Source organism: Polynucleobacter meluiroseus (assembly GCF_900205755.1).
Lineage (GTDB): Bacteria > Pseudomonadota > Gammaproteobacteria > Burkholderiales > Burkholderiaceae > Polynucleobacter > Polynucleobacter meluiroseus.
Window position 1 is genome coordinate 293,557 of the sequence record NZ_OANS01000003.1, and the last position, 17,357, is coordinate 310,913.

At 46.6% G+C, this 17,357-nt stretch carries 21 protein-coding genes; 14 read left to right on the forward strand and 7 right to left on the reverse strand.

The genetic code is table 11. The annotated features are described in order from the left end of the window. The first annotated feature begins 4 nt into the window (after positions 1 to 4). The 9 genes from rfbB (at position 5) to trmB (ending at position 7,885) form a co-directional block, all read left to right on the forward strand. Positions 5 to 1,063 carry a dTDP-glucose 4,6-dehydratase gene (gene rfbB / locus CP950_RS06905; RefSeq protein ID WP_096673654.1) on the forward strand — a complete coding sequence of 353 codons (1,059 nt, stop codon included), beginning with the start codon at positions 5 to 7 and terminating at the stop codon, positions 1,061 to 1,063. Positions 1,064 to 1,077: 14 nt separating this feature from the next. Further along, complete coding sequence (gene rfbD / locus CP950_RS06910; protein WP_096673656.1) at positions 1,078 to 2,076, forward strand: dTDP-4-dehydrorhamnose reductase; 999 nt, start codon at positions 1,078 to 1,080, stop codon at positions 2,074 to 2,076. A gap of 30 nt (positions 2,077 to 2,106) precedes the next feature. Next, positions 2,107 to 3,027: a glucose-1-phosphate thymidylyltransferase RfbA gene (gene rfbA / locus CP950_RS06915; RefSeq protein WP_096673900.1), complete on the forward strand. Its 921-nt coding sequence runs from the start codon at positions 2,107 to 2,109 to the stop codon at positions 3,025 to 3,027. Further along, positions 3,027 to 3,593: a dTDP-4-dehydrorhamnose 3,5-epimerase gene (rfbC, locus tag CP950_RS06920; protein WP_207760231.1), complete on the forward strand. Its 567-nt coding sequence runs from the start codon at positions 3,027 to 3,029 to the stop codon at positions 3,591 to 3,593. The genes rfbA and rfbC overlap by 1 nt, the downstream gene beginning before the upstream one ends. Before the next feature lie 32 nt (positions 3,594 to 3,625). Beyond that, positions 3,626 to 4,687, forward strand: a complete 1,062-nt coding sequence (gene waaC, locus CP950_RS06925) for a lipopolysaccharide heptosyltransferase I (protein ID WP_096673658.1) — start codon at positions 3,626 to 3,628, stop codon at positions 4,685 to 4,687. Positions 4,688 to 4,764: 77 nt separating this feature from the next. After that, positions 4,765 to 5,616 carry an undecaprenyl-diphosphate phosphatase gene (locus CP950_RS06930; RefSeq protein ID WP_096673660.1) on the forward strand — a complete coding sequence of 284 codons (852 nt, stop codon included), beginning with the start codon at positions 4,765 to 4,767 and terminating at the stop codon, positions 5,614 to 5,616. Between the two features lie 38 nt (positions 5,617 to 5,654). After that, positions 5,655 to 6,110: a DUF2721 domain-containing protein gene (locus tag CP950_RS06935; protein ID WP_096673662.1), complete on the forward strand. Its 456-nt coding sequence runs from the start codon at positions 5,655 to 5,657 to the stop codon at positions 6,108 to 6,110. A gap of 28 nt (positions 6,111 to 6,138) precedes the next feature. Then, a complete protein-coding gene (locus tag CP950_RS06940; protein WP_096673664.1) occupies positions 6,139 to 7,074 on the forward strand; it encodes a UDP-glucuronic acid decarboxylase family protein in 936 nt (311 codons plus the stop codon). A 1-nt stretch (position 7,075) separates the two neighbouring features. Next, positions 7,076 to 7,885, forward strand: coding sequence for a tRNA (guanosine(46)-N7)-methyltransferase TrmB (gene trmB, locus CP950_RS06945; RefSeq protein ID WP_243391943.1), 810 nt, complete (start codon positions 7,076 to 7,078; stop codon positions 7,883 to 7,885). An 8-nt stretch (positions 7,886 to 7,893) separates the two neighbouring features. On the opposite strand, the gene CP950_RS06950 is transcribed toward trmB, so the two are convergent. From CP950_RS06950 to ribBA, 4 genes are all read right to left on the reverse strand, one after another. Continuing rightward, positions 7,894 to 9,372, reverse strand: coding sequence for an NAD-dependent succinate-semialdehyde dehydrogenase (locus tag CP950_RS06950; RefSeq protein ID WP_096673668.1), 1,479 nt, complete (start codon positions 9,370 to 9,372; stop codon positions 7,894 to 7,896). 74 nt (positions 9,373 to 9,446) lie between these two features. After that, positions 9,447 to 9,953 (reverse strand): transcription antitermination factor NusB, encoded by a 507-nt coding sequence (gene nusB, locus CP950_RS06955; protein WP_096673670.1) that lies wholly within the window; start codon positions 9,951 to 9,953, stop codon positions 9,447 to 9,449. 7 nt (positions 9,954 to 9,960) lie between these two features. After that, a complete protein-coding gene (ribH, locus tag CP950_RS06960) occupies positions 9,961 to 10,476 on the reverse strand; it encodes a 6,7-dimethyl-8-ribityllumazine synthase (RefSeq protein WP_096673672.1) in 516 nt (171 codons plus the stop codon). Between the two features lie 21 nt (positions 10,477 to 10,497). Beyond that, positions 10,498 to 11,631: a bifunctional 3,4-dihydroxy-2-butanone-4-phosphate synthase/GTP cyclohydrolase II gene (gene ribBA, locus CP950_RS06965; protein ID WP_096673674.1), complete on the reverse strand. Its 1,134-nt coding sequence runs from the start codon at positions 11,629 to 11,631 to the stop codon at positions 10,498 to 10,500. A gap of 355 nt (positions 11,632 to 11,986) precedes the next feature. Between ribBA and CP950_RS06970 the strand changes: the two genes are divergently transcribed. The 5 genes from CP950_RS06970 (at position 11,987) to CP950_RS06990 (ending at position 15,313) form a co-directional block, all read left to right on the forward strand. After that, positions 11,987 to 12,640, forward strand: a complete 654-nt coding sequence (locus CP950_RS06970) for a hypothetical protein (protein WP_096673676.1) — start codon at positions 11,987 to 11,989, stop codon at positions 12,638 to 12,640. After that, complete coding sequence (locus tag CP950_RS06975) at positions 12,637 to 12,966, forward strand: hypothetical protein (RefSeq protein WP_096673678.1); 330 nt, start codon at positions 12,637 to 12,639, stop codon at positions 12,964 to 12,966. The genes CP950_RS06970 and CP950_RS06975 overlap by 4 nt, the downstream gene beginning before the upstream one ends. Then, positions 12,959 to 13,504: a pilus assembly FimT family protein gene (locus CP950_RS06980; protein WP_243391944.1), complete on the forward strand. Its 546-nt coding sequence runs from the start codon at positions 12,959 to 12,961 to the stop codon at positions 13,502 to 13,504. Before CP950_RS06975 ends, CP950_RS06980 begins: the two co-directional genes overlap by 8 nt. Before the next feature lie 66 nt (positions 13,505 to 13,570). Further along, positions 13,571 to 14,686 carry a bifunctional diaminohydroxyphosphoribosylaminopyrimidine deaminase/5-amino-6-(5-phosphoribosylamino)uracil reductase RibD gene (ribD, locus tag CP950_RS06985; protein ID WP_096673680.1) on the forward strand — a complete coding sequence of 372 codons (1,116 nt, stop codon included), beginning with the start codon at positions 13,571 to 13,573 and terminating at the stop codon, positions 14,684 to 14,686. 9 nt (positions 14,687 to 14,695) lie between these two features. After that, positions 14,696 to 15,313 (forward strand): riboflavin synthase, encoded by a 618-nt coding sequence (locus CP950_RS06990; RefSeq protein WP_096673682.1) that lies wholly within the window; start codon positions 14,696 to 14,698, stop codon positions 15,311 to 15,313. Between the two features lie 22 nt (positions 15,314 to 15,335). On the opposite strand, the gene queC is transcribed toward CP950_RS06990, so the two are convergent. The 3 genes from queC to pal are packed head-to-tail and all read right to left on the reverse strand — an operon-like array spanning position 15,336 to position 17,310. Further along, positions 15,336 to 16,073: a 7-cyano-7-deazaguanine synthase QueC gene (gene queC, locus CP950_RS06995; RefSeq protein ID WP_096673684.1), complete on the reverse strand. Its 738-nt coding sequence runs from the start codon at positions 16,071 to 16,073 to the stop codon at positions 15,336 to 15,338. After that, the gene (ybgF, locus tag CP950_RS07000) at positions 16,073 to 16,804 is read right to left on the reverse strand and encodes a tol-pal system protein YbgF (RefSeq protein WP_096673686.1); all 732 of its coding nucleotides are present in this window, start codon (positions 16,802 to 16,804) and stop codon (positions 16,073 to 16,075) included. Before ybgF ends, queC begins: the two co-directional genes overlap by 1 nt. Beyond that, entirely contained in the window at positions 16,804 to 17,310 is a 507-nt protein-coding gene (pal, locus tag CP950_RS07005; protein WP_096673688.1) for a peptidoglycan-associated lipoprotein Pal, read from the reverse strand. The genes ybgF and pal overlap by 1 nt, the downstream gene beginning before the upstream one ends. Positions 17,311 to 17,357: the final 47 nt, after the last annotated feature.

The following is a 17,357-nucleotide window of genomic DNA, read 5'->3' on the forward strand; positions in this document are numbered from 1 at the left end:
AAATATGATCTTAGTCACTGGTGGTGCTGGGTTTATCGGCGGTAATTTCATTTTGGATTGGCTCAGTGAGTCTGGTGCTGAAGGTATTGTCAATTTAGATAAATTAACTTACGCCGGTAATTTGGCAACCTTAGATTCGTTGAAGAATGATTCTCGGCATATTTTTGTGCATGGGGATATTGGCGATCAAGAGCTGGTTACGCAACTGCTACGTGATCATCAACCTCGTGCCATCATTAACTTCGCTGCAGAGAGTCATGTAGATCGTTCGATTCTTGGGCCAGCGGAGTTTGTGCAGACCAATGTACTGGGCACCTTCAACTTATTAGAATGTGCCAAACAGTACTGGAGCAATTTAGATAGTGCTGCAAAAGAACGTTTTCGCTTCCATCATGTCTCGACCGATGAAGTGTATGGATCTTTATCCGCAACGGATCCGGCTTTTACAGAAGAACATCCTTATGAGCCAAATAGTCCCTATTCTGCATCCAAGGCGGGTTCTGACCACTTAGTGCGTGCTTGGTTTCACACTTATGGCTTACCAGTAGTCACCACCAATTGTTCCAATAATTACGGTCCTTATCACTTTCCAGAAAAACTGATTCCTTTAGTTATCCTAAACGCGCTAAATAATAAGCCCCTGCCGATTTATGGTGATGGCCAGCAAGTGCGCGATTGGTTATATGTAGGCGATCACTGCTCAGCAATTCGTGAAGTGCTTGCAAAAGGACGGTTGGGAGAAACTTACAATATTGGTGGCTGGAATGAAAAGGCCAATCTTGATGTGGTGAAGACTATCTGTAGCATCTTGGATGAGCTCAAGCCAAGAGACGATGGCAAATCCTATGTAGAGCAGATTACCTTCGTTAAAGATCGCCCTGGTCATGACCGTCGTTATGCCATTGACGCCAGTAAAGTAGAGCGTGAACTTGGCTGGCGACCAGCTGAAACTTTTGATACAGGCATTCGTAAGACAGTGCAGTGGTATTTGAGTAACTCTAAATGGATTGACGGAGTGCTGAGCGGTTCTTATCGTGACTGGCTACAAAAGCAATATACCTAAAGAACAGTTCATTCATGCGCATAATCATTTTCGGTAAAGATGGCCAGCTTGGTAAAGCTTTTGAGGCCTTATTTGATACTGCCGCGCCAAGATTGCCGAAGTCCATAATCATTCAATATATTGGGCGCGCTCAATATGATCTGAGCGATCAAGAGAAGCTCGCAGATGTTTTAAAACAATTTGCGCCTCATCTCATTATTAATGCATCAGCTTACACCGCAGTTGATAAGGCGGAGACTGAAATAGACTTGGCTTACGCAGTCAATGCCTTGGCACCTGAGATCATGGCGCAGTATGCCGCCCAGAACAGCGCCACTCTTTTGCATTACTCAACAGATTACGTTTTCGATGGTGAAAAATACGGCTTTTACCTTGAGGATGATATGCGTAATCCTTTAGGGATCTACGGCAAAAGTAAAGCCGCTGGGGAAGAGGCAATTATTAAAGCATTTAGTGCAGGCACTTCGGGTCAATATGCTATTTTTCGGACAAGTTGGGTCTACGGAGTGGGAGGTAACTTTATTCGCACTATTTTGCGTTTGGCAAAAGAACGAGATGAGCTTAAGGTAATTCATGATCAACATGGAGTGCCTACCAGCGCGGCCTGGCTAGCTGGCGTTAGTCTAGATCTTGTACTGAATCAAGATGGGGAACTTAAGACATTTCCGTCGGGCATCTATCATGCAGTGCCAGCTGGAGAAACGACTTGGTACGGTTTGGCATCATTTGCCGTACAGGTGGCCGCAGAGGTAGGCGCAACATTAAAAGTCACCTCAATTAAACCCATTCCAGCAACGGACTATCCTCTGCCTGCACCGCGCCCTAAAAACTCTCGAATGGCAACTGATAAATTGCAAGCCGTTCTGACCCATTCCAAGAATTACTTCAGTGACATTTCAATTTCTTATAATGATTTAAATGGTCTGTCCAGTTTTCCGCACTGGGAAGTGATGGTGCAGGATTACGTAAAGAAGTTGGTGTTGGATGCGTCAACGCAAAATCAATCAAATTAAGTTAGGGTAGCAATGACCGCAAACCAAGGGATAAATCGCAAAGGCATTATTTTGGCGGGTGGCTCGGGTACTCGGTTGTATCCAGTAACCCAAGCCGTCTCAAAGCAGTTAATGCCCGTCTATGACAAGCCAATGGTGTACTACCCATTGAGTACGCTTATGTTGGCTGGTATCCGCGACATTTTATTAATTTCGACACCGCAAGATACCCCCCGATTTGCCGAGCTCTTGAAAGATGGCTCCCAATGGGGTTTGAATATTGAATATTGTGTTCAGCCCTCCCCAGATGGTTTGGCGCAGGCATTTACTTTGGGTAAACAGTTTGTTGGCAATCATCCGAGCGCCTTGGTATTAGGAGATAATATTTTTTACGGTCATGAATTGGTTGCTCAGCTTAATAGTGCAAATGATCGACAACAAGGCGCTTCCGTATTTGCTTATCATGTGACTGATCCAGAGCGGTATGGTGTAGTGGAGTTTGACAAAACTTACAAGGCACTCTCGATTGAGGAAAAGCCTCTAAAGCCAAGAAGTAACTATGCTGTGACTGGTTTGTATTTTTATGACAATCAAGTTTGTGATATTGCTCAATCAATTAAGCCCAGCCCACGTGGTGAATTAGAAATCACGGATATTAATCGCATCTACCTCGAGAAAAACGAACTGAGCGTAGAAATTATGGGCCGCGGATTTGCTTGGTTGGATACGGGTACCCACGATTCTTTACTCGATGCTGCCGGATTTATTGCCACCTTGCAAAAGCGTCAAGGACTGATGGTGGCCTGTCCTGAGGAAATTGCATTTCGCCAAGGCTGGATCTCTGCAGAGCTTGTGCAAAAAGTAGCTTCACAACTGAGTAAAAACAGTTATGGTCAGTATTTGACTAAAATTTTGCATGAGCTCAAAACTTCCGAGCTCCCCATCTCTTTGACTTCGAAAAAACCTGATTGATGACTGCCTCCTCAAAAATACAAGTTCAACCCACGGCTATTCATGATGTCTTAATCATTGAGCCTAAGGTCTTTGGCGATGAGCGTGGTTGGTTTAGCGAATCCTTTAACGCTGAGGATTTTTCATCCGCCACGGGTTTAAATGTGGAGTTTGTGCAAGATAATCACTCCTTTTCTCGCCAATGGACTCTAAGAGGTCTTCACTACCAACTAGAAAAGACGCAAGGCAAACTCGTACGAGTCATTTCTGGAAGCGTATTTGATGTTACTTTAGATATTCGTCAAGACTCACCCACCTTCGGAAAATGGGTCGGCGTTGAACTCAGCGCGACCAATCACAGACAATTGTGGGTTCCGCCACAACTAGCTCATGGTTTCTTAGTCTTATCTGAAACGGCAGAGTTTTTGTATAAAACGACTGACTACTATCATCCACAGAGTGAGGCTTGTTTAGCCTGGAACGATCCGACGGTCGATATCGAGTGGCCGCTACCAATCGGGATAATGCCTAATATGAATGCGAAAGACTCGGCTGGGCTAGCATGGGATGTTGCGCCTAAGTTCTAAGCCTATGGCCTAAAAGATAAGATAATGCTCCTATGAGTGATTTATCTGATTGGGAAACTACAACATCCCCTAAAATCCTGCTGATCAAACTCTCCTCTTTGGGGGATGTATTGCACAATCTTCCTATTGTTTGGGATATTCGTAGACAGCTTCCAAACGCTCAAATAGATTGGGTGGTTGAAGAGGCTTACGTTCATCTTCTTGCGCCTCTTTTATCAAAAGAGAGTTTTAAGGGCATTGATCGCATCATTCCTTTTAGCCTGCGTCGCTGGAAGAAAAATCTGGGCAAGCTCAATACCTGGAAGCAGTTTTTTGCCTTCAGAAAAGAGCTTCGCGCCAGCACTTATGACGTCATCATAGAAACACAAGGACTCATTAAATCAGCGGTGGTGTGCGGTCTAGCTACAAAAAGCGCCAATGCAGTGATTGCGGGTTTGGCTAATGCAACGCAGTTTTCAGGATACGAGCCACTCGCCCGAAGCTTTTACAGCAAATCTGTGGCAGTACCTGTTCAGTGTCATGCGATCGATCGCTCGCGTCGAATCCTGTCTGCCGCGCTAAAGTGGCCGGCAATTGAGCGATCTGTTACTCCACTTTTTTACCCTGAGCAATTCCTAGCTAGCATTCCTGCGCACAACATTCCTGGAATAACCGCTCCTTATATGCTCTTTTTTCATTCCACAGCGCGTGAGGCAAAGCGTTGGTCAGACTCGCATTGGATCGCTTTGGGAAATGCCCTAGCAGAGTTGGGTTATCAAATTGTCTTGCCATGGGGAAATACCGCTGAGCAAAGACTTAGCATGGCGCTTGCCAAGCAGATTCGGGGATCGTTTGTGCCACCTGCATTTTCTATTGAGGAAGCGTTCCCTCTGATTGTGGGGGCCACTTTAACTGTTGGGGTAGATACTGGATTGACGCATCTCGCAGCAGTGTTGAATAAGCCTACGGTAGAGATCTACTGTGACTCCCCGCGATGGAAAACCGAGGGGTATTGGTCGCAGAGAATTACTAATGTAGGGGATATGCAAACCCCCCCTTCTGTTGAAGAGGTGCTCAAAGCTTGTAAATCTTCGCTCAGCGAAAAGAATGTCTAAGCAAGGGGTATCTCAGGTTGCCAGCCACTTTGTCAAAACAATAAGTTTGAACCTCAACTCGCTATAAACTTAAGCCTATGGAACTGATCTTGTTATTAAAAGCGCTTATTCTCGGCGTAGTCGAAGGCTTAACTGAGTTTTTGCCTATATCTAGTACTGGCCACCTGATTTTGGTGGGCGATCTGCTTAATTTCAACGATGAGCGCGGTAAAGCATTTGAAGTCATTATTCAGTTTGGAGCAATTCTAGCGGTGTGCTGGGAGTTTCGCGAGAAACTGTGGAAAGTAACGACTTCATTCGGGACAAGCCCTGTAGCTCGCCACTTTGCCCTTAATTTAGTGATTGCTTCGATTCCAGCCCTCGGCTTGGCATTTATTTTTGGAAAATATATCAAATCCTTACTATTTGCGCCGATACCCGTAGCCATGGCTTTTATCGTCGGCGCCCTGGTGATTTTTTGGGCCGAACGTCGTCAAAAGCAATTTCAAGACACAAACCATAAAACATACATTCATTCGGTAGATGATCTTAGTTATCTCGACGCTTTTAAGGTGGGTTTAGCTCAATGTGCTGCCTTGATTCCCGGTACCTCACGCTCTGGCGCAACGATTATTGGGGGGATGCTCTTTGGCATTCCACGTGCAGTCGCAACCGAGTTCTCTTTTTTTCTGGCAATCCCTGTCATTGGCGCCGCCACTGCTTATGAGTCGCTCAAACTTTGGCAATCACCAATAGCTATCTCGGGTGAATATGGCTTAGCTATTCTCCTAGGATTTGTTGCTGCTTTTTTCTCCGCATTCATTTGTGTGCGTTGGTTGTTGCATTATGTCGCCAGTCATACATTCATTCCCTTCGCTTGGTACCGTATTATTTTCGGCTTACTAGTACTCATTAGCGCTTACAGTGGACTAGTTTCTTGGTCTCATTAAATGTTTCTTAAACTTCATTATTCTTTATTGGGATTCGTATGGATGTATCGATAGACGCAATTACCAATAATATTCAGTTGGCATTAGCCCCAGTGTTCTTACTCACTGCGATTGCGACTTTGCTCAATGCAATTTCAACTCGACTGGCCAGATCCGTCGATCGTATGCGAGCGATTCAGCACAGAATTCATGATGGAAGCGTGATTAATGAGGCGGCAAGACTGCATATGATTTTGGAGGCTGATGAAGCGAAGATTCGTGGCCGCTTGTGTACTGCAGCTATTTTCTTTGATGTACTGAGTGGAGTTTTTATCTCACTCACAGTACTCGAGTTATTTTTCTTTCAGGCTGGTGCGGTTCGCTCTTTGCAAACCTCATTCGTCATATGGACATTTGTTATGGGGCTCATTTCTTTTATGACCTCGTTATTAATTATTTTATTAGAAGTCATCTACGCCTACCGTTCGGCGGGTTGGTTTGATCCGCATCACTAATTTTTATTATCTTGAATAGACTAACTATATGAATAAAATCCTCATCACTGGCGGCGCTGGCTTCTTAGGCTCTCACCTGACCGAAAAATTACTCAAAGAGGGTAATGATGTTTTAGTGGTCGATAACTACTTCACTGGCTCCAAGCAAAACGTCGCCCATTTGCTCTCCAATCCCCATTTAGAGTTAATGCGTCATGATGTCACTTTCCCTTTGTATGTTGAAACTAATCAAATATACAACCTAGCCTGTCCTGCATCGCCAGTGCACTATCAATACGATCCAGTCCAAACTACGAAGACTAGCGTACACGGTGCCATTAATATGCTGGGTCTTGCTAAAAGAACTAGGGCCCGTATCTTGCAGGCCTCTACTAGTGAAGTGTACGGCGATCCAGAGGTGCATCCCCAGCCAGAATCCTACTGGGGGAAAGTGAATCCTATCGGCATTCGTTCTTGCTATGACGAAGGTAAGCGTTGCGCAGAAACTTTATTCTTTGATTACCATCGCCAGCACCAGCTCGATATTAAGGTTGTGCGCATCTTTAATACCTATGGGCCGCGTATGAATCCCCATGACGGTCGGGTTGTGAGCAACTTTATTGTGCAAGCTTTACAAGGCAAAGACATTACTATCTACGGCGATGGTCAACAAACCCGCAGCTTTTGCTATGTCGATGACCTTATTGAAGCTATGGTGCGGATGATGAATTCTGAAAATGGCTTCACTGGCCCTGTAAATATTGGTAATCCCAATGAGTTCACGATGCTAGAGCTCGCAGAAAAGATTCTGCAACTTTCGGGAAGTAAATCGAAGTTGGTTTTCGAGCCTTTACCATCTGATGATCCAAAGCAGCGTCAACCCAATATTGCATTGGCTAAAGACAAGCTAGCTTGGGAGCCTCGAGTGCAGTTAGAGGATGGTCTCAAAGAAACCATCGCTTACTTTAAGAAAGTGGTGGGGTAGTTTGGAGCAGGATAAATCTGAAGATAAGATAAGCAAACAACTTACCCGAATTCGTTCATTCGTTCTGAGGGCTGGCAGAATCACTGCTGGTCAACAGCGGGCCATGGATGAGCTGGGCCCTCAATTTCTAGTGCCGTATCAGCAGTCAAAGGTAGATTTATCAGCCCTGTTTGAGGGCTCACGAAAACCCAAAATACTTGAGATTGGTTTTGGTATGGGCGAGAGCACTGCTAAGATTGCCGCTCTGAGACCAGAAGATGATTTTCTGGCAATTGAGGTGCATTTACCTGGCGTCGGGGCGCTACTCAAACTCATAGGTGAGCAGCAACTGACTAATCTACGCCTAATACGCCATGATGCAGTAGAAGTATTAGAAACCATGATTGCACCCGATTCGCTTGATGGAATTCATATTTACTTTGCTGATCCTTGGCATAAAACACGCCACCATAAGAGAAGGCTGATTCAGGCAGAATTCGTCAGGCTATTAGTGTCGCGTTTAAAAACGGGCGCTTACTTACATCTGGCTACAGACTGGCATAACTATGCTGAGCAAATGTTATTGGTGCTCAACGCTGAGCCTGCCTTGATCAATACCTCTACAGAGCAGGTCGAGATAGCGACCTTTAATGAAAAAGATATTTCAGAGGCGAGTGAGCTCACTAATGAATTTCAGCCTACTTTAGCGCAATTAAATGTAACCCATCTTGGCTACGTAGATAGGCCAGCTTACCGCCCCATTACCAAATTTGAAAACCGAGGTCTTAAATTAGGTCATGGTGTATGGGATTTGGTGTACAAAAAAAGATAGGCTCTTTTTTATAAGCCAAGGCAAACGTACTTCAGCTCTAAGTACTCATCGATTCCATAAATACTACCTTCGCGTCCCAAGCCAGATTGCTTGACACCACCAAAGGGGGCAACTTCATTGGAAATGATGCCGGTATTGACGCCAACGATCCCATAATCAAGCGCTTCCGCTACTTTCCAAATCCGGCCAATATCTCTGCTGTAAAAATACGATGCCAAGCCATATTGACTATCGTTCGCCAGCTGAACAACTTCCGCATCATCATCAAAGGGAATGATCGGGGCAACGGGGCCAAATGTTTCTTCGTAGCTGATCAGCATATCTGCGCTGACATTACTTAAAACAGTCGGCTCATAAAAGGTACCGCCTAAGTGAGAACGCTTGCCACCAACAACCAACATAGCTCCCTTGCTTAGCGCATCGGCTACATGCTTCTCAACTTTTTCTAAGGCGGATTGCTCAATGAGAGGACCCTGATTAATATTCGCCTCCATGCCGTTGCCTACTTTAATAGCCCGCACAGCCCTGGCAAATTTCTCTACAAAGGCATCTTGCACTTTGCGGTGAATGTAGAAGCGATTAGCGCAGACGCAGGTTTGACCAGAATTACGAAACTTGGAAGCAACCGCGCCAGCTACCGCAGCATCAATGTCGGCATCTTCAAACACAATAAAGGGCGCATGGCCGCCGAGTTCGAGTGCCAATTTTTTGACTGTGGGTGCGCACTGAGCCATCAAAATACGACCTACTTCAGTTGAGCCAGTAAATGACAGATGTCGCACTATCGGCGAGGCGCAAAATACTTTCCCTAAAGCAATAGACTGCTCAGCGTCTGCAGTCAAAATGTTGATGACACCAGCTGGTACACCTGCACGCGAGGCTAATTCAGCTAGGGCGAGTGCAGATAGTGGCGTAAGTTCTGCTGGCTTAATGACTATCGTGCAACCCGCTGCCATGGCAGGCGCTATCTTGCGCGTAATCATCGCAATTGGAAAGTTCCAAGGGGTAATGGCGACACACACCCCAATGGGCTGCTTGAGTACAAGTAAGCGTTTATCACTCCAAGTGGTGCTCGGTATTAATCCAGCGACACGCTTTGCCTCTTCAGCAAACCACTCAATAAAGGATGCCCCGTAAGCAACCTCACCAGCAGCTTCTGCTAGCGGCTTACCTTGCTCTAAGGTCATGAGTGTTGCCAAATCATGGGTATTTTCGACAATGAGGTCAAACCATTTGCGCATCACAATGGCGCGCTCTTTACCGGTTTTACTTTTCCAGCCCTCTAGAGCGTTTTCCGCTGACTGGATGGCAAGCTCAGCATTTTCAGTACTGGTATTACCCACTTCTGCAATGAGCTCTGCCGTCGCAGGGTTATGCACTGGAAAGCGACTATCGGGGCCCATCTTCAGCCATTGACCGTTAATGTAGGCATCCTCTTTAAAAAGACTGGGATCCTTTAATAAACCCCGAATATCTATTTTTTTCATAGCGCTTCTCAGTTAATAAATTGGTTAACTGATTTTATCCCCGATAAGGGATCAAGGAGGTGATGGGATCCTGACTAGCTCGCTGCGAGCTCAGTAGCCCTGAGTTTTTTTGCTAATAGATCCAATACGCCGTTTACGTACTTATGACCATCGGTACCACCAAAGGTCTTTGCTAACTCAACGGCTTCATTAATAGCCACTTTATAAGGGACGGAGAGGTCGAGAGCCAATTCATAGGTGCCGATTAATAAAGCTGCGTGTTCAACGGGCGAGAGTTCATTGATTGGGCGATCTAAGGCCGGAGTGATGATGCCTTCCAACTCGTCTGTGCGTTCCAACACGCCCTCGAAAATGCCATTAAATAAATCGAGCTGACAGCGCCGAAATCCGGGGTCTTCAGCAAGTTGTTTAGCAATCGCTGAAGCATTAGGCAAGCTTCCGGCTCGACGCATGACTAGGCTTTGGTAAACGCCTTGCAGGGCGTATTCCCGAGCGCGTCGACGCGGCGTCAAAGAACGTTTGGGCGCACTAGATGCAGTTGTTGTTTTAATGGACAGTGCGTTGGGGGGCAGATTAGACATGATGTAATTATTCTTGAATATGATGAATATCGATGTCGATATCCGGTGTGAGTGCTAAGGCTAAATTAGCCATTTCTATAACGGTTCTAGCGCAGTCAGCCCCTTTGATCTGCACCCGCTCTTCGGCCTGCTCATCCGTATCGCAGGTCAGAACACCGTTAGCAATTGGCAGTTTAGAGTCTAATGAAATGCGCGTAATGCCCGCTGCGGACTCGTTTGAGACCAATTCAAAGTGATAGGTTTCACCACGGATCACTGCACCTAAGGCGATCAGACCATCAAACTCACCGGTCTCAACCAGTAGTTGCAGTGCAAATGGAATCTCTAGCGCACCTGGAACGGTGATCACTTTAATATCCTCATGCAGTACCCCCAATTGAACCAACTCAGCAATGCAAGCATCCCTTAGGGCAACGCAATGATCTTCATTGAAGCGGGCCTGTACGACGCCAATATGCAAGCCCTTACCAGCTAGATCGGCCCCTAAAACACCAACAGCAACATCAGAATGGGAAATAGTCATAAGGTCTGTAGAAGAAAAATATTAAGCAATAAAAGGAGTGTAGCCAGTAATTTCTAGGTGGTACCCAGACATACTTGGAATAGGATTGGGATTGGCGAGTAAGCGCATTTTGCCAACACCGAGATCTTTTAAGATTTGGGCGCCAATGCCATAACTGCGGAAATCAGTTTTGCGCGCCAACGGCGCTGCAGTTTTACCTGCGTCAATACTATTGAGTTTTTGAAACTGTGCCAACCAATCCACATCATTCGGTGCAGCCATTCCAGAGGCATTCAGTAAAACAGCTACACCCACAGGTGAGGCAGCTAATGTTTGCAAAGCTTGGGATAGGGGCCAAGAATGCGTACTGATATTGGTATCGAGGAAGTCCAGCGCCGTTAAGGGCTCATGCACTCTTACTAAAGTCTCCGTGGTTTCAGAGGGAGTCCCTTTGACTAGGGCGATGTGGATACAGGAGCTAGGTGTATCCCGATAGACCACCCCATGAAACTTCCCCCAAGGAGTATTGAACTCACGCTCACCCTCGCGAACCACAATACTTTCGTGCTGGCTACGATATTGAATCAAGTCAGCAATACTGCCTATTTTTAATTGGTGCTCTTGGGCGAACTCCAGCAAGTCTGGCAAGCGAGCCATACTGCCATCGTCTTTCATGATTTCACAAATCACTGAGGTTGGTGAGCAACCAGCCAAAGCGGCTAAGTCGCAACCCGCCTCAGTATGTCCAGAGCGAATGAGTACTCCGCCAGGCTGAGCCATCAAAGGAAAAATATGCCCAGGCTGTACCAAGTCATCTGGTTTGGCTTTGGACGCAACTGCGGTTTTGATGGTGTGAGCACGATCGGCTGCAGAAATGCCAGTCGTAACACCGTTAGCAGCTTCAATCGAAACTGTAAAGTTGGTGCCCATGGAGGTGCCATTATCTTTGACCATTAAAGGAAGATTGAGCTGCTGGCAGCGCTCACGGGTCAGCGTCAGGCAAATCAGCCCCCGACCAAACTTGGCCATAAAGTTGACCGCCTCCGGTGTGACGTGATCGGCTGCCAAAACTAAGTCGCCTTCGTTCTCGCGATCCTCTTCATCGACTAGGATGACCATTCTGCCTGCGCGCAACTCGGCAACGATTTCTTCAGTACTGGCGAGTGTATTTTGCATAGCCTTCTATTTTAAGCTGATGGGGCGTTTGTCGTTCTTTAGTTCTCCGGCTTTCGTTGCTATATCCGCCGTTTCAGACAAGCAAAAAGGAATTCATGGATTTTTTTCTGAGCCCAATGCCTAGAAAATGGGCTTATGGCTCTAAATACCAACCCTAAAGAGGGCTTTATTTTGCTTGAGGCATTGATCGCAATGACTCTGGTAGTGACCAGCTGGGTGGGTTTATCCCACGCTTACCAAGGGCTTGCATTGAGATTTGGACAGTTGCAAGAGAAAAGAGTGCAAATCGGAAAGGAATCAGATCAATTTGAAATACATATACATAGCCTCAACAATGCCCAGCAGGGGTCAGTAAATGAGCCTTCTCGATTGCTTCATAGGGCTAGCCCTGAGCTTGATGCTGGTAAGTCCGTTACTAAAAACCAGCGCAGAACTGGCAGCAAAACAAATTGAGTATGAGAAAGTGCAGTCACTAACCGCAGAAGCGGAACGTGCACTAGAGTTGATCGGGCGCGCCATTCGCATGGCTGGATTTCGCAATACCCAATCATTGAGCGCTAGTAGCAAAAAAATCTCATCTTCTGCCCCATTTATTTCTCTACAGAAAGGGAAGGGTTTTAGAGGTTCAGATTCTTTCTTAATTCGCCATGAGCTTTCTGATGGAGTTGATCTGGATTGCGTCGGTAATGTGCTCACCAAAGAGCGTACTAAGGGTCATTGGGCTCAACAGGGCTTTTTAGTGGAGAGACAGGCTACTGCACCCAAAGGGTTTAAGGTGAATGGCGGCTCATTGATTTGCCAGTCACTAGATCGCCATGGCAGAATGCAAAACACCACCGTAATGAACGGCGTTAATCAATTATCTATTGATGAGTCATCAACATTATTAGGCAATGCAAACAGATCGAATAGCGGCAGTCGGTTATTCGTGGTCAAACTGCAGATGACCGATGGTAAGGCCTTGCAACGAGAATTCAGCCGCACCTTTGCCACCCGCAATCCCCAATGATTCTTGCCTGGGTTTTCTCTTTATTGGTGTTACTTTCTTCTTTGCTAGCCTCCATTGAGCGAATGAGTGCGCTAGAGGTGGTGGGGGTCAATACCCTAGTTGATGCCCAAGCAAGATTCATTCTGGCTGAAAATAAGGTCTCAGGCTGTGAAAGCGATCTCGCCAATCTTCTGATTCAGCAAAATCCTGCATGCGACATTTTTGCCGCAGGAAAGCAGCGTTGGATCATCGCCAATAAAGAAGTGCCTTACCTTGAGGTGTTAGTTTCTCTGGACCCTAAAACGGGCGCAACACACCGTTTGCATTGGCGCCAAGACTTTGAATAAAGAAACGGGCAGCACCCTCCTCGAGTTGATGGTCGTTGTTTTAATTATCGCCATCATGGCCGCATCTTCCATGCCCATGTTGCAACGGCAAATCGCCGCAAGAGAAATCGATACGATTGCACGACGCTTTATTTTGCATGCCCAATTTGCACGCCAACAAGCTTTGCGATTGGGTAGCTCAGTTCAAATAGCTCCTGTTCATGGCAATTTGTGGGAGGAGGGTTGGGTTGTAAAAAGTGTTTGTTTAGCCAATCAATCCACCGCAACCTGTATTGAGCGTAACTGGTTTTCTCAAGGGGATATTAGCCCCGCTTACTTTAAGGGAGGGGGGAAGCAATTTATTGATCCTCACACCTCTAAAAGAGGCATCACCTTCAATCCCGCCGGAGCGGCGAAGACGCGTCATGGGGGATTTGTTGCCAATCGGTTAATTTTGGGTCATGAGCATGTCCCCAGTCTAGAACGTCAACTCATTATGGGAAGTGGCGGTCGTTGGCGCATTTGCGACCCTAAGGCAGACCCCAAAGCCTGTAAGTAAGCCCCTTAAATATCTGCAAAATTGTAAATTTTGTCTTTGCCGCTCACAATCGGTTTTAATAGACCCATGTACAGCGATGATGACCACCAGTGGATGAGCCAGGCCTTAGCCCAAGCCAAAAATGCCCTCTACTTATCCAATCCAAACCCCCGTGTGGGATGTGTCATCGTCAAAGATGGTCAGCTTATTGGCAAAGGCTTTACTCAACAGGTTGGCGGTCCTCATGCTGAAATCCAAGCCTTAGCTGACGCTAGGGCGCAGGGTTTTGATCCAGCTGGTTCAGATATCTATGTCACTTTAGAGCCATGCAACCACACTGGTAAAACGCCCCCATGCGTAAATGCATTGATTGCTGCGCAGCCAGCGCGTGTGATTGTGGCAATGATCGATCCCAATCCCCTCGTGGCTGGTAAAGGGCTAGAGCGTTTAAAGCAGGCCGGAATTGATGTGCACTGTAGCCTCATGGAGGAAGATGCTGAAAAACTGAATCCTGGATTTATCTCTAGGATGACGCGCGGCTTACCTTGGGTGCGACTCAAAATGGCTGCCAGTTTAGATGGTAAGACAGCTTTATCAAATGGCCAGAGTCAATGGATTACGGGGCCGCTCGCTCGAGCTGATGGGCATCACTGGCGTGCGCAAGCGTGTGCCATTCTGTCGGGCGTGGGTACGGTAAAAGAAGATGACCCTAGTCTCAATGTTAGAGAAGTCCAAACCCAGCGCCAGCCCTGGAAGATCATTGTCGACTCCCATTTAGAGACTCCGCCGGATGCTAAGTTACTTAAACAGATTGATCAATCAGGAGTGCTGGTGGTTTGTGCTTCTCTTGAATCTGCGGAAGCGCAAGCAAGAGCTAGGCGCTTGGAGTCAGGCGGAGCGGAGATCATTGCTATGGCAAATCCAAATGGTAAGGTGGATCTACCTCGATTATTTAGCTACCTTGCGCAAGAGCGGCATATGAATGAAATTCATGTGGAGGCGGGTTGTAAACTCAATGGATCCTTACTGAGAGAAGATTGTGTCGATGAGCTGCTGTTGTACTATGCGCCGTTTTTTATTGGTGAAGGTGTTGGAATGGCTAATGTATCCCCACTCGTAGAATTGCAGCACCGCCAAAATTGGAGCATTATCGAACACACAAGTTTTGGACCAGACCTGCGTGTGCGTTTATTAAAAAGTTAAAATCAATCTATGTTTACAGGAATTATTACTGCCGTAGGGCACATCAAAAACGCACAAGCTAAAGGCGATGGCTTGCATCTCACTATCGAGACGCCCGCTCACTATTTAGAGGATGTGGTTCTTGGGGATAGTATTGCAATTCAGGGGGCGTGCATGACGGCAACGCAGCTTGATGGCAATACCTTTAGCTTTGATATCTCACGCGAGTCTCTAAATAAAACAGTGGGGCTCGATCAGGTAGGGCCAGTAAATTTAGAAAAAGCGCTGCGTTTAAATGATCGCTTGGGTGGACATTTAGTGAGCGGCCACGTGGATGGAGTCGGTAAGGTTGCGCATTTTTCTGAAGTAGCCCAAGATACTTATGGCTCTTGGCTTCTGCAGATCGAAGCCCCAAAAGAGCTGGCACCATTTTTGGCATACAAAGGCTCGATAGTAGTGAATGGCGTCTCACTCACGGTAAATAAAACAACCGATACCCACACAAGTTGCTTGGTAGATATCAATATCATTCCACATACATTAGAAAATACGACCTTAGGCCATCTCAAGCAAGGAGATGTAGTCAATCTAGAGGTTGATCTGATCGCGCGTTACGTTGCGCGGATGCTTGAGACTCAGGTTAAATAAAAGCTGGAGCTTGAGGAATAGATTACTTACGGTAGCGAGTTGGATCAACTAACTTTGCGTTTTTAAAGCCGACCTGTCTGAGACGACAGGATTCACACTCACCACAAGCTTCACCCAAATCGTTGGCTTGGTAACAAGACACTGTCTGAGAGTAATCTACTCCGAGTGTGTTGCCTAGTGCAATGATCTCAGCCTTGCTCATGCTGATGATGGGAGCGTGAACTCTAAAACGATTGTCATTATTGACGGCCTCTACGCCAGCTTTGGTCGCTAGATTGGCCATGGTTTCAAATGAGGCCACATATTCAGGGCGGCAGTCCGGATAGCCGGAGTAGTCCACCGCATTAGCACCATAAAAAATATCTAGACCACCAAGTGATTCAGCCCAGCCTAAGGCCAGTGACAATAAGATGGTGTTGCGCGCCGGGACGTAAGTGATGGGGATCTCATGCTCCCCTCCTGGGCTCGTAGGTAATTCTATAGAGGCATCGGTAAGCGCAGATCCACCAAAGCGAGTGAGATCTAAGTTAATCACTTCATGACGTTTCACCCCCATCTTTTTGGCAATGTGTTTTGCGGCTGCCAATTCAGAAGAGTGGCGTTGGCCATAGCCTACAGATAGCACATAAGGCGCATAACCTAAGTCTTTGGCAAGCGCCAAGATCGTGGTTGAATCTAAGCCGCCTGAAAATAAAATAACGGCTGGCGCATTCGGTTTTCTAGGGGAGAACTGCGTAAATTCTGCAGAGAGTGGTGTCATTACTTGGTAGCGGTGAGGAGTTGCTGGGCTTTGCTTGCTGTATCGGTATCGGGAAACTTACTGATGATCTCGCTGAAGGTTTTTTTGGCCGCTACTTTACTACCGCTCTCAAGCTGTGCATTACCTAAGGTCAACATGGCTGCAGGGATGCGAGGGTGCTCAGGAAACCGTTTAATCATGCCTTGAAGTTGCGCAATCGCTCCAGAATAGTCTTTATTGGCGTACTTGCTATTGCCGCTCCAGAAAAGTGCTAAAGGGATGTATGGGCTTTTGGGATAGCGAGTAATGAACGCAGAAAAACCATCCTCAGCCTTTTTAAGATTGCCAGACTGAAATGCACTCAAAGCGTCGTCATAGGCCTTTTTTTCACCGGGCTGCATAACACCAGTGACACCCTCAATGGTTACGGTGCGGGGCTCAAAATTTCCCAAACGATTATCGAGATCTTGATAGTAGGTTTTCTGAGATGTATTAATCTCTTCGCCCTGCTTCTCAAGTTCCTCAACCTTACCGCGAAGCTTGGCATTTTCTGTTTTGAGCGCGTCAATTTGATTTTGCAAGTCGAGTTGAGTCGTGGCGAGTGATTTGCGTAAATCGAGTATGGCTTTGCGCGCCTCATCATCAGAAAAGAGGGCCCAAGCGCTATTAGATGAGCATAAGCAAACCAGAGCCGCACTTAAACAAAACGCTCGTGAGAGCGTTTGTTTGCATGAGTAAAAAAACGACTTCATCAGTTGGTGATGTAAACAATGTCAGCGCGGCGATTTTCTGCCCAAGCCGCCTCGTTGTCGCCTTCGGCTTTTGGTTTTTCTTTACCAAAGCTCACCGCTTCCATCTGATTATCTGTAACACCCATTAAGTTCAATGCCTTGCGCACTGCGTCCGAACGTCTTTGACCTAAAGCAAGGTTATATTCAGCGGTACCACGATCATCCGTGTTGCCTTGAATAATGATCTTTTGATTAGGGTGCCCCTTTAAAAAGCTCGCGTGAGCGGACAACTGCGCTTGGTACTTGGTTTGTACCGTGTATTCGTTTAAGTCAAAATAGACGCTACGTTGGTAGAGTGGGCTGCTAGGATCGTTCCAAGGCTGCGATGCGAAGTTGCCGCCGCTCCCACCATTGGCGCCATCGCCATTTACATCGTCTAATTTAACGCTTGAGCAGGCTGCCATCAATAATGCTGCCGCTCCCACAATGGCAAATGTTGCCAACCTACGTGCACTTGAAATCTTCATGATCTATCCTTTATCCCGCAAACGAAGTAACTTAAGCTACCAATATT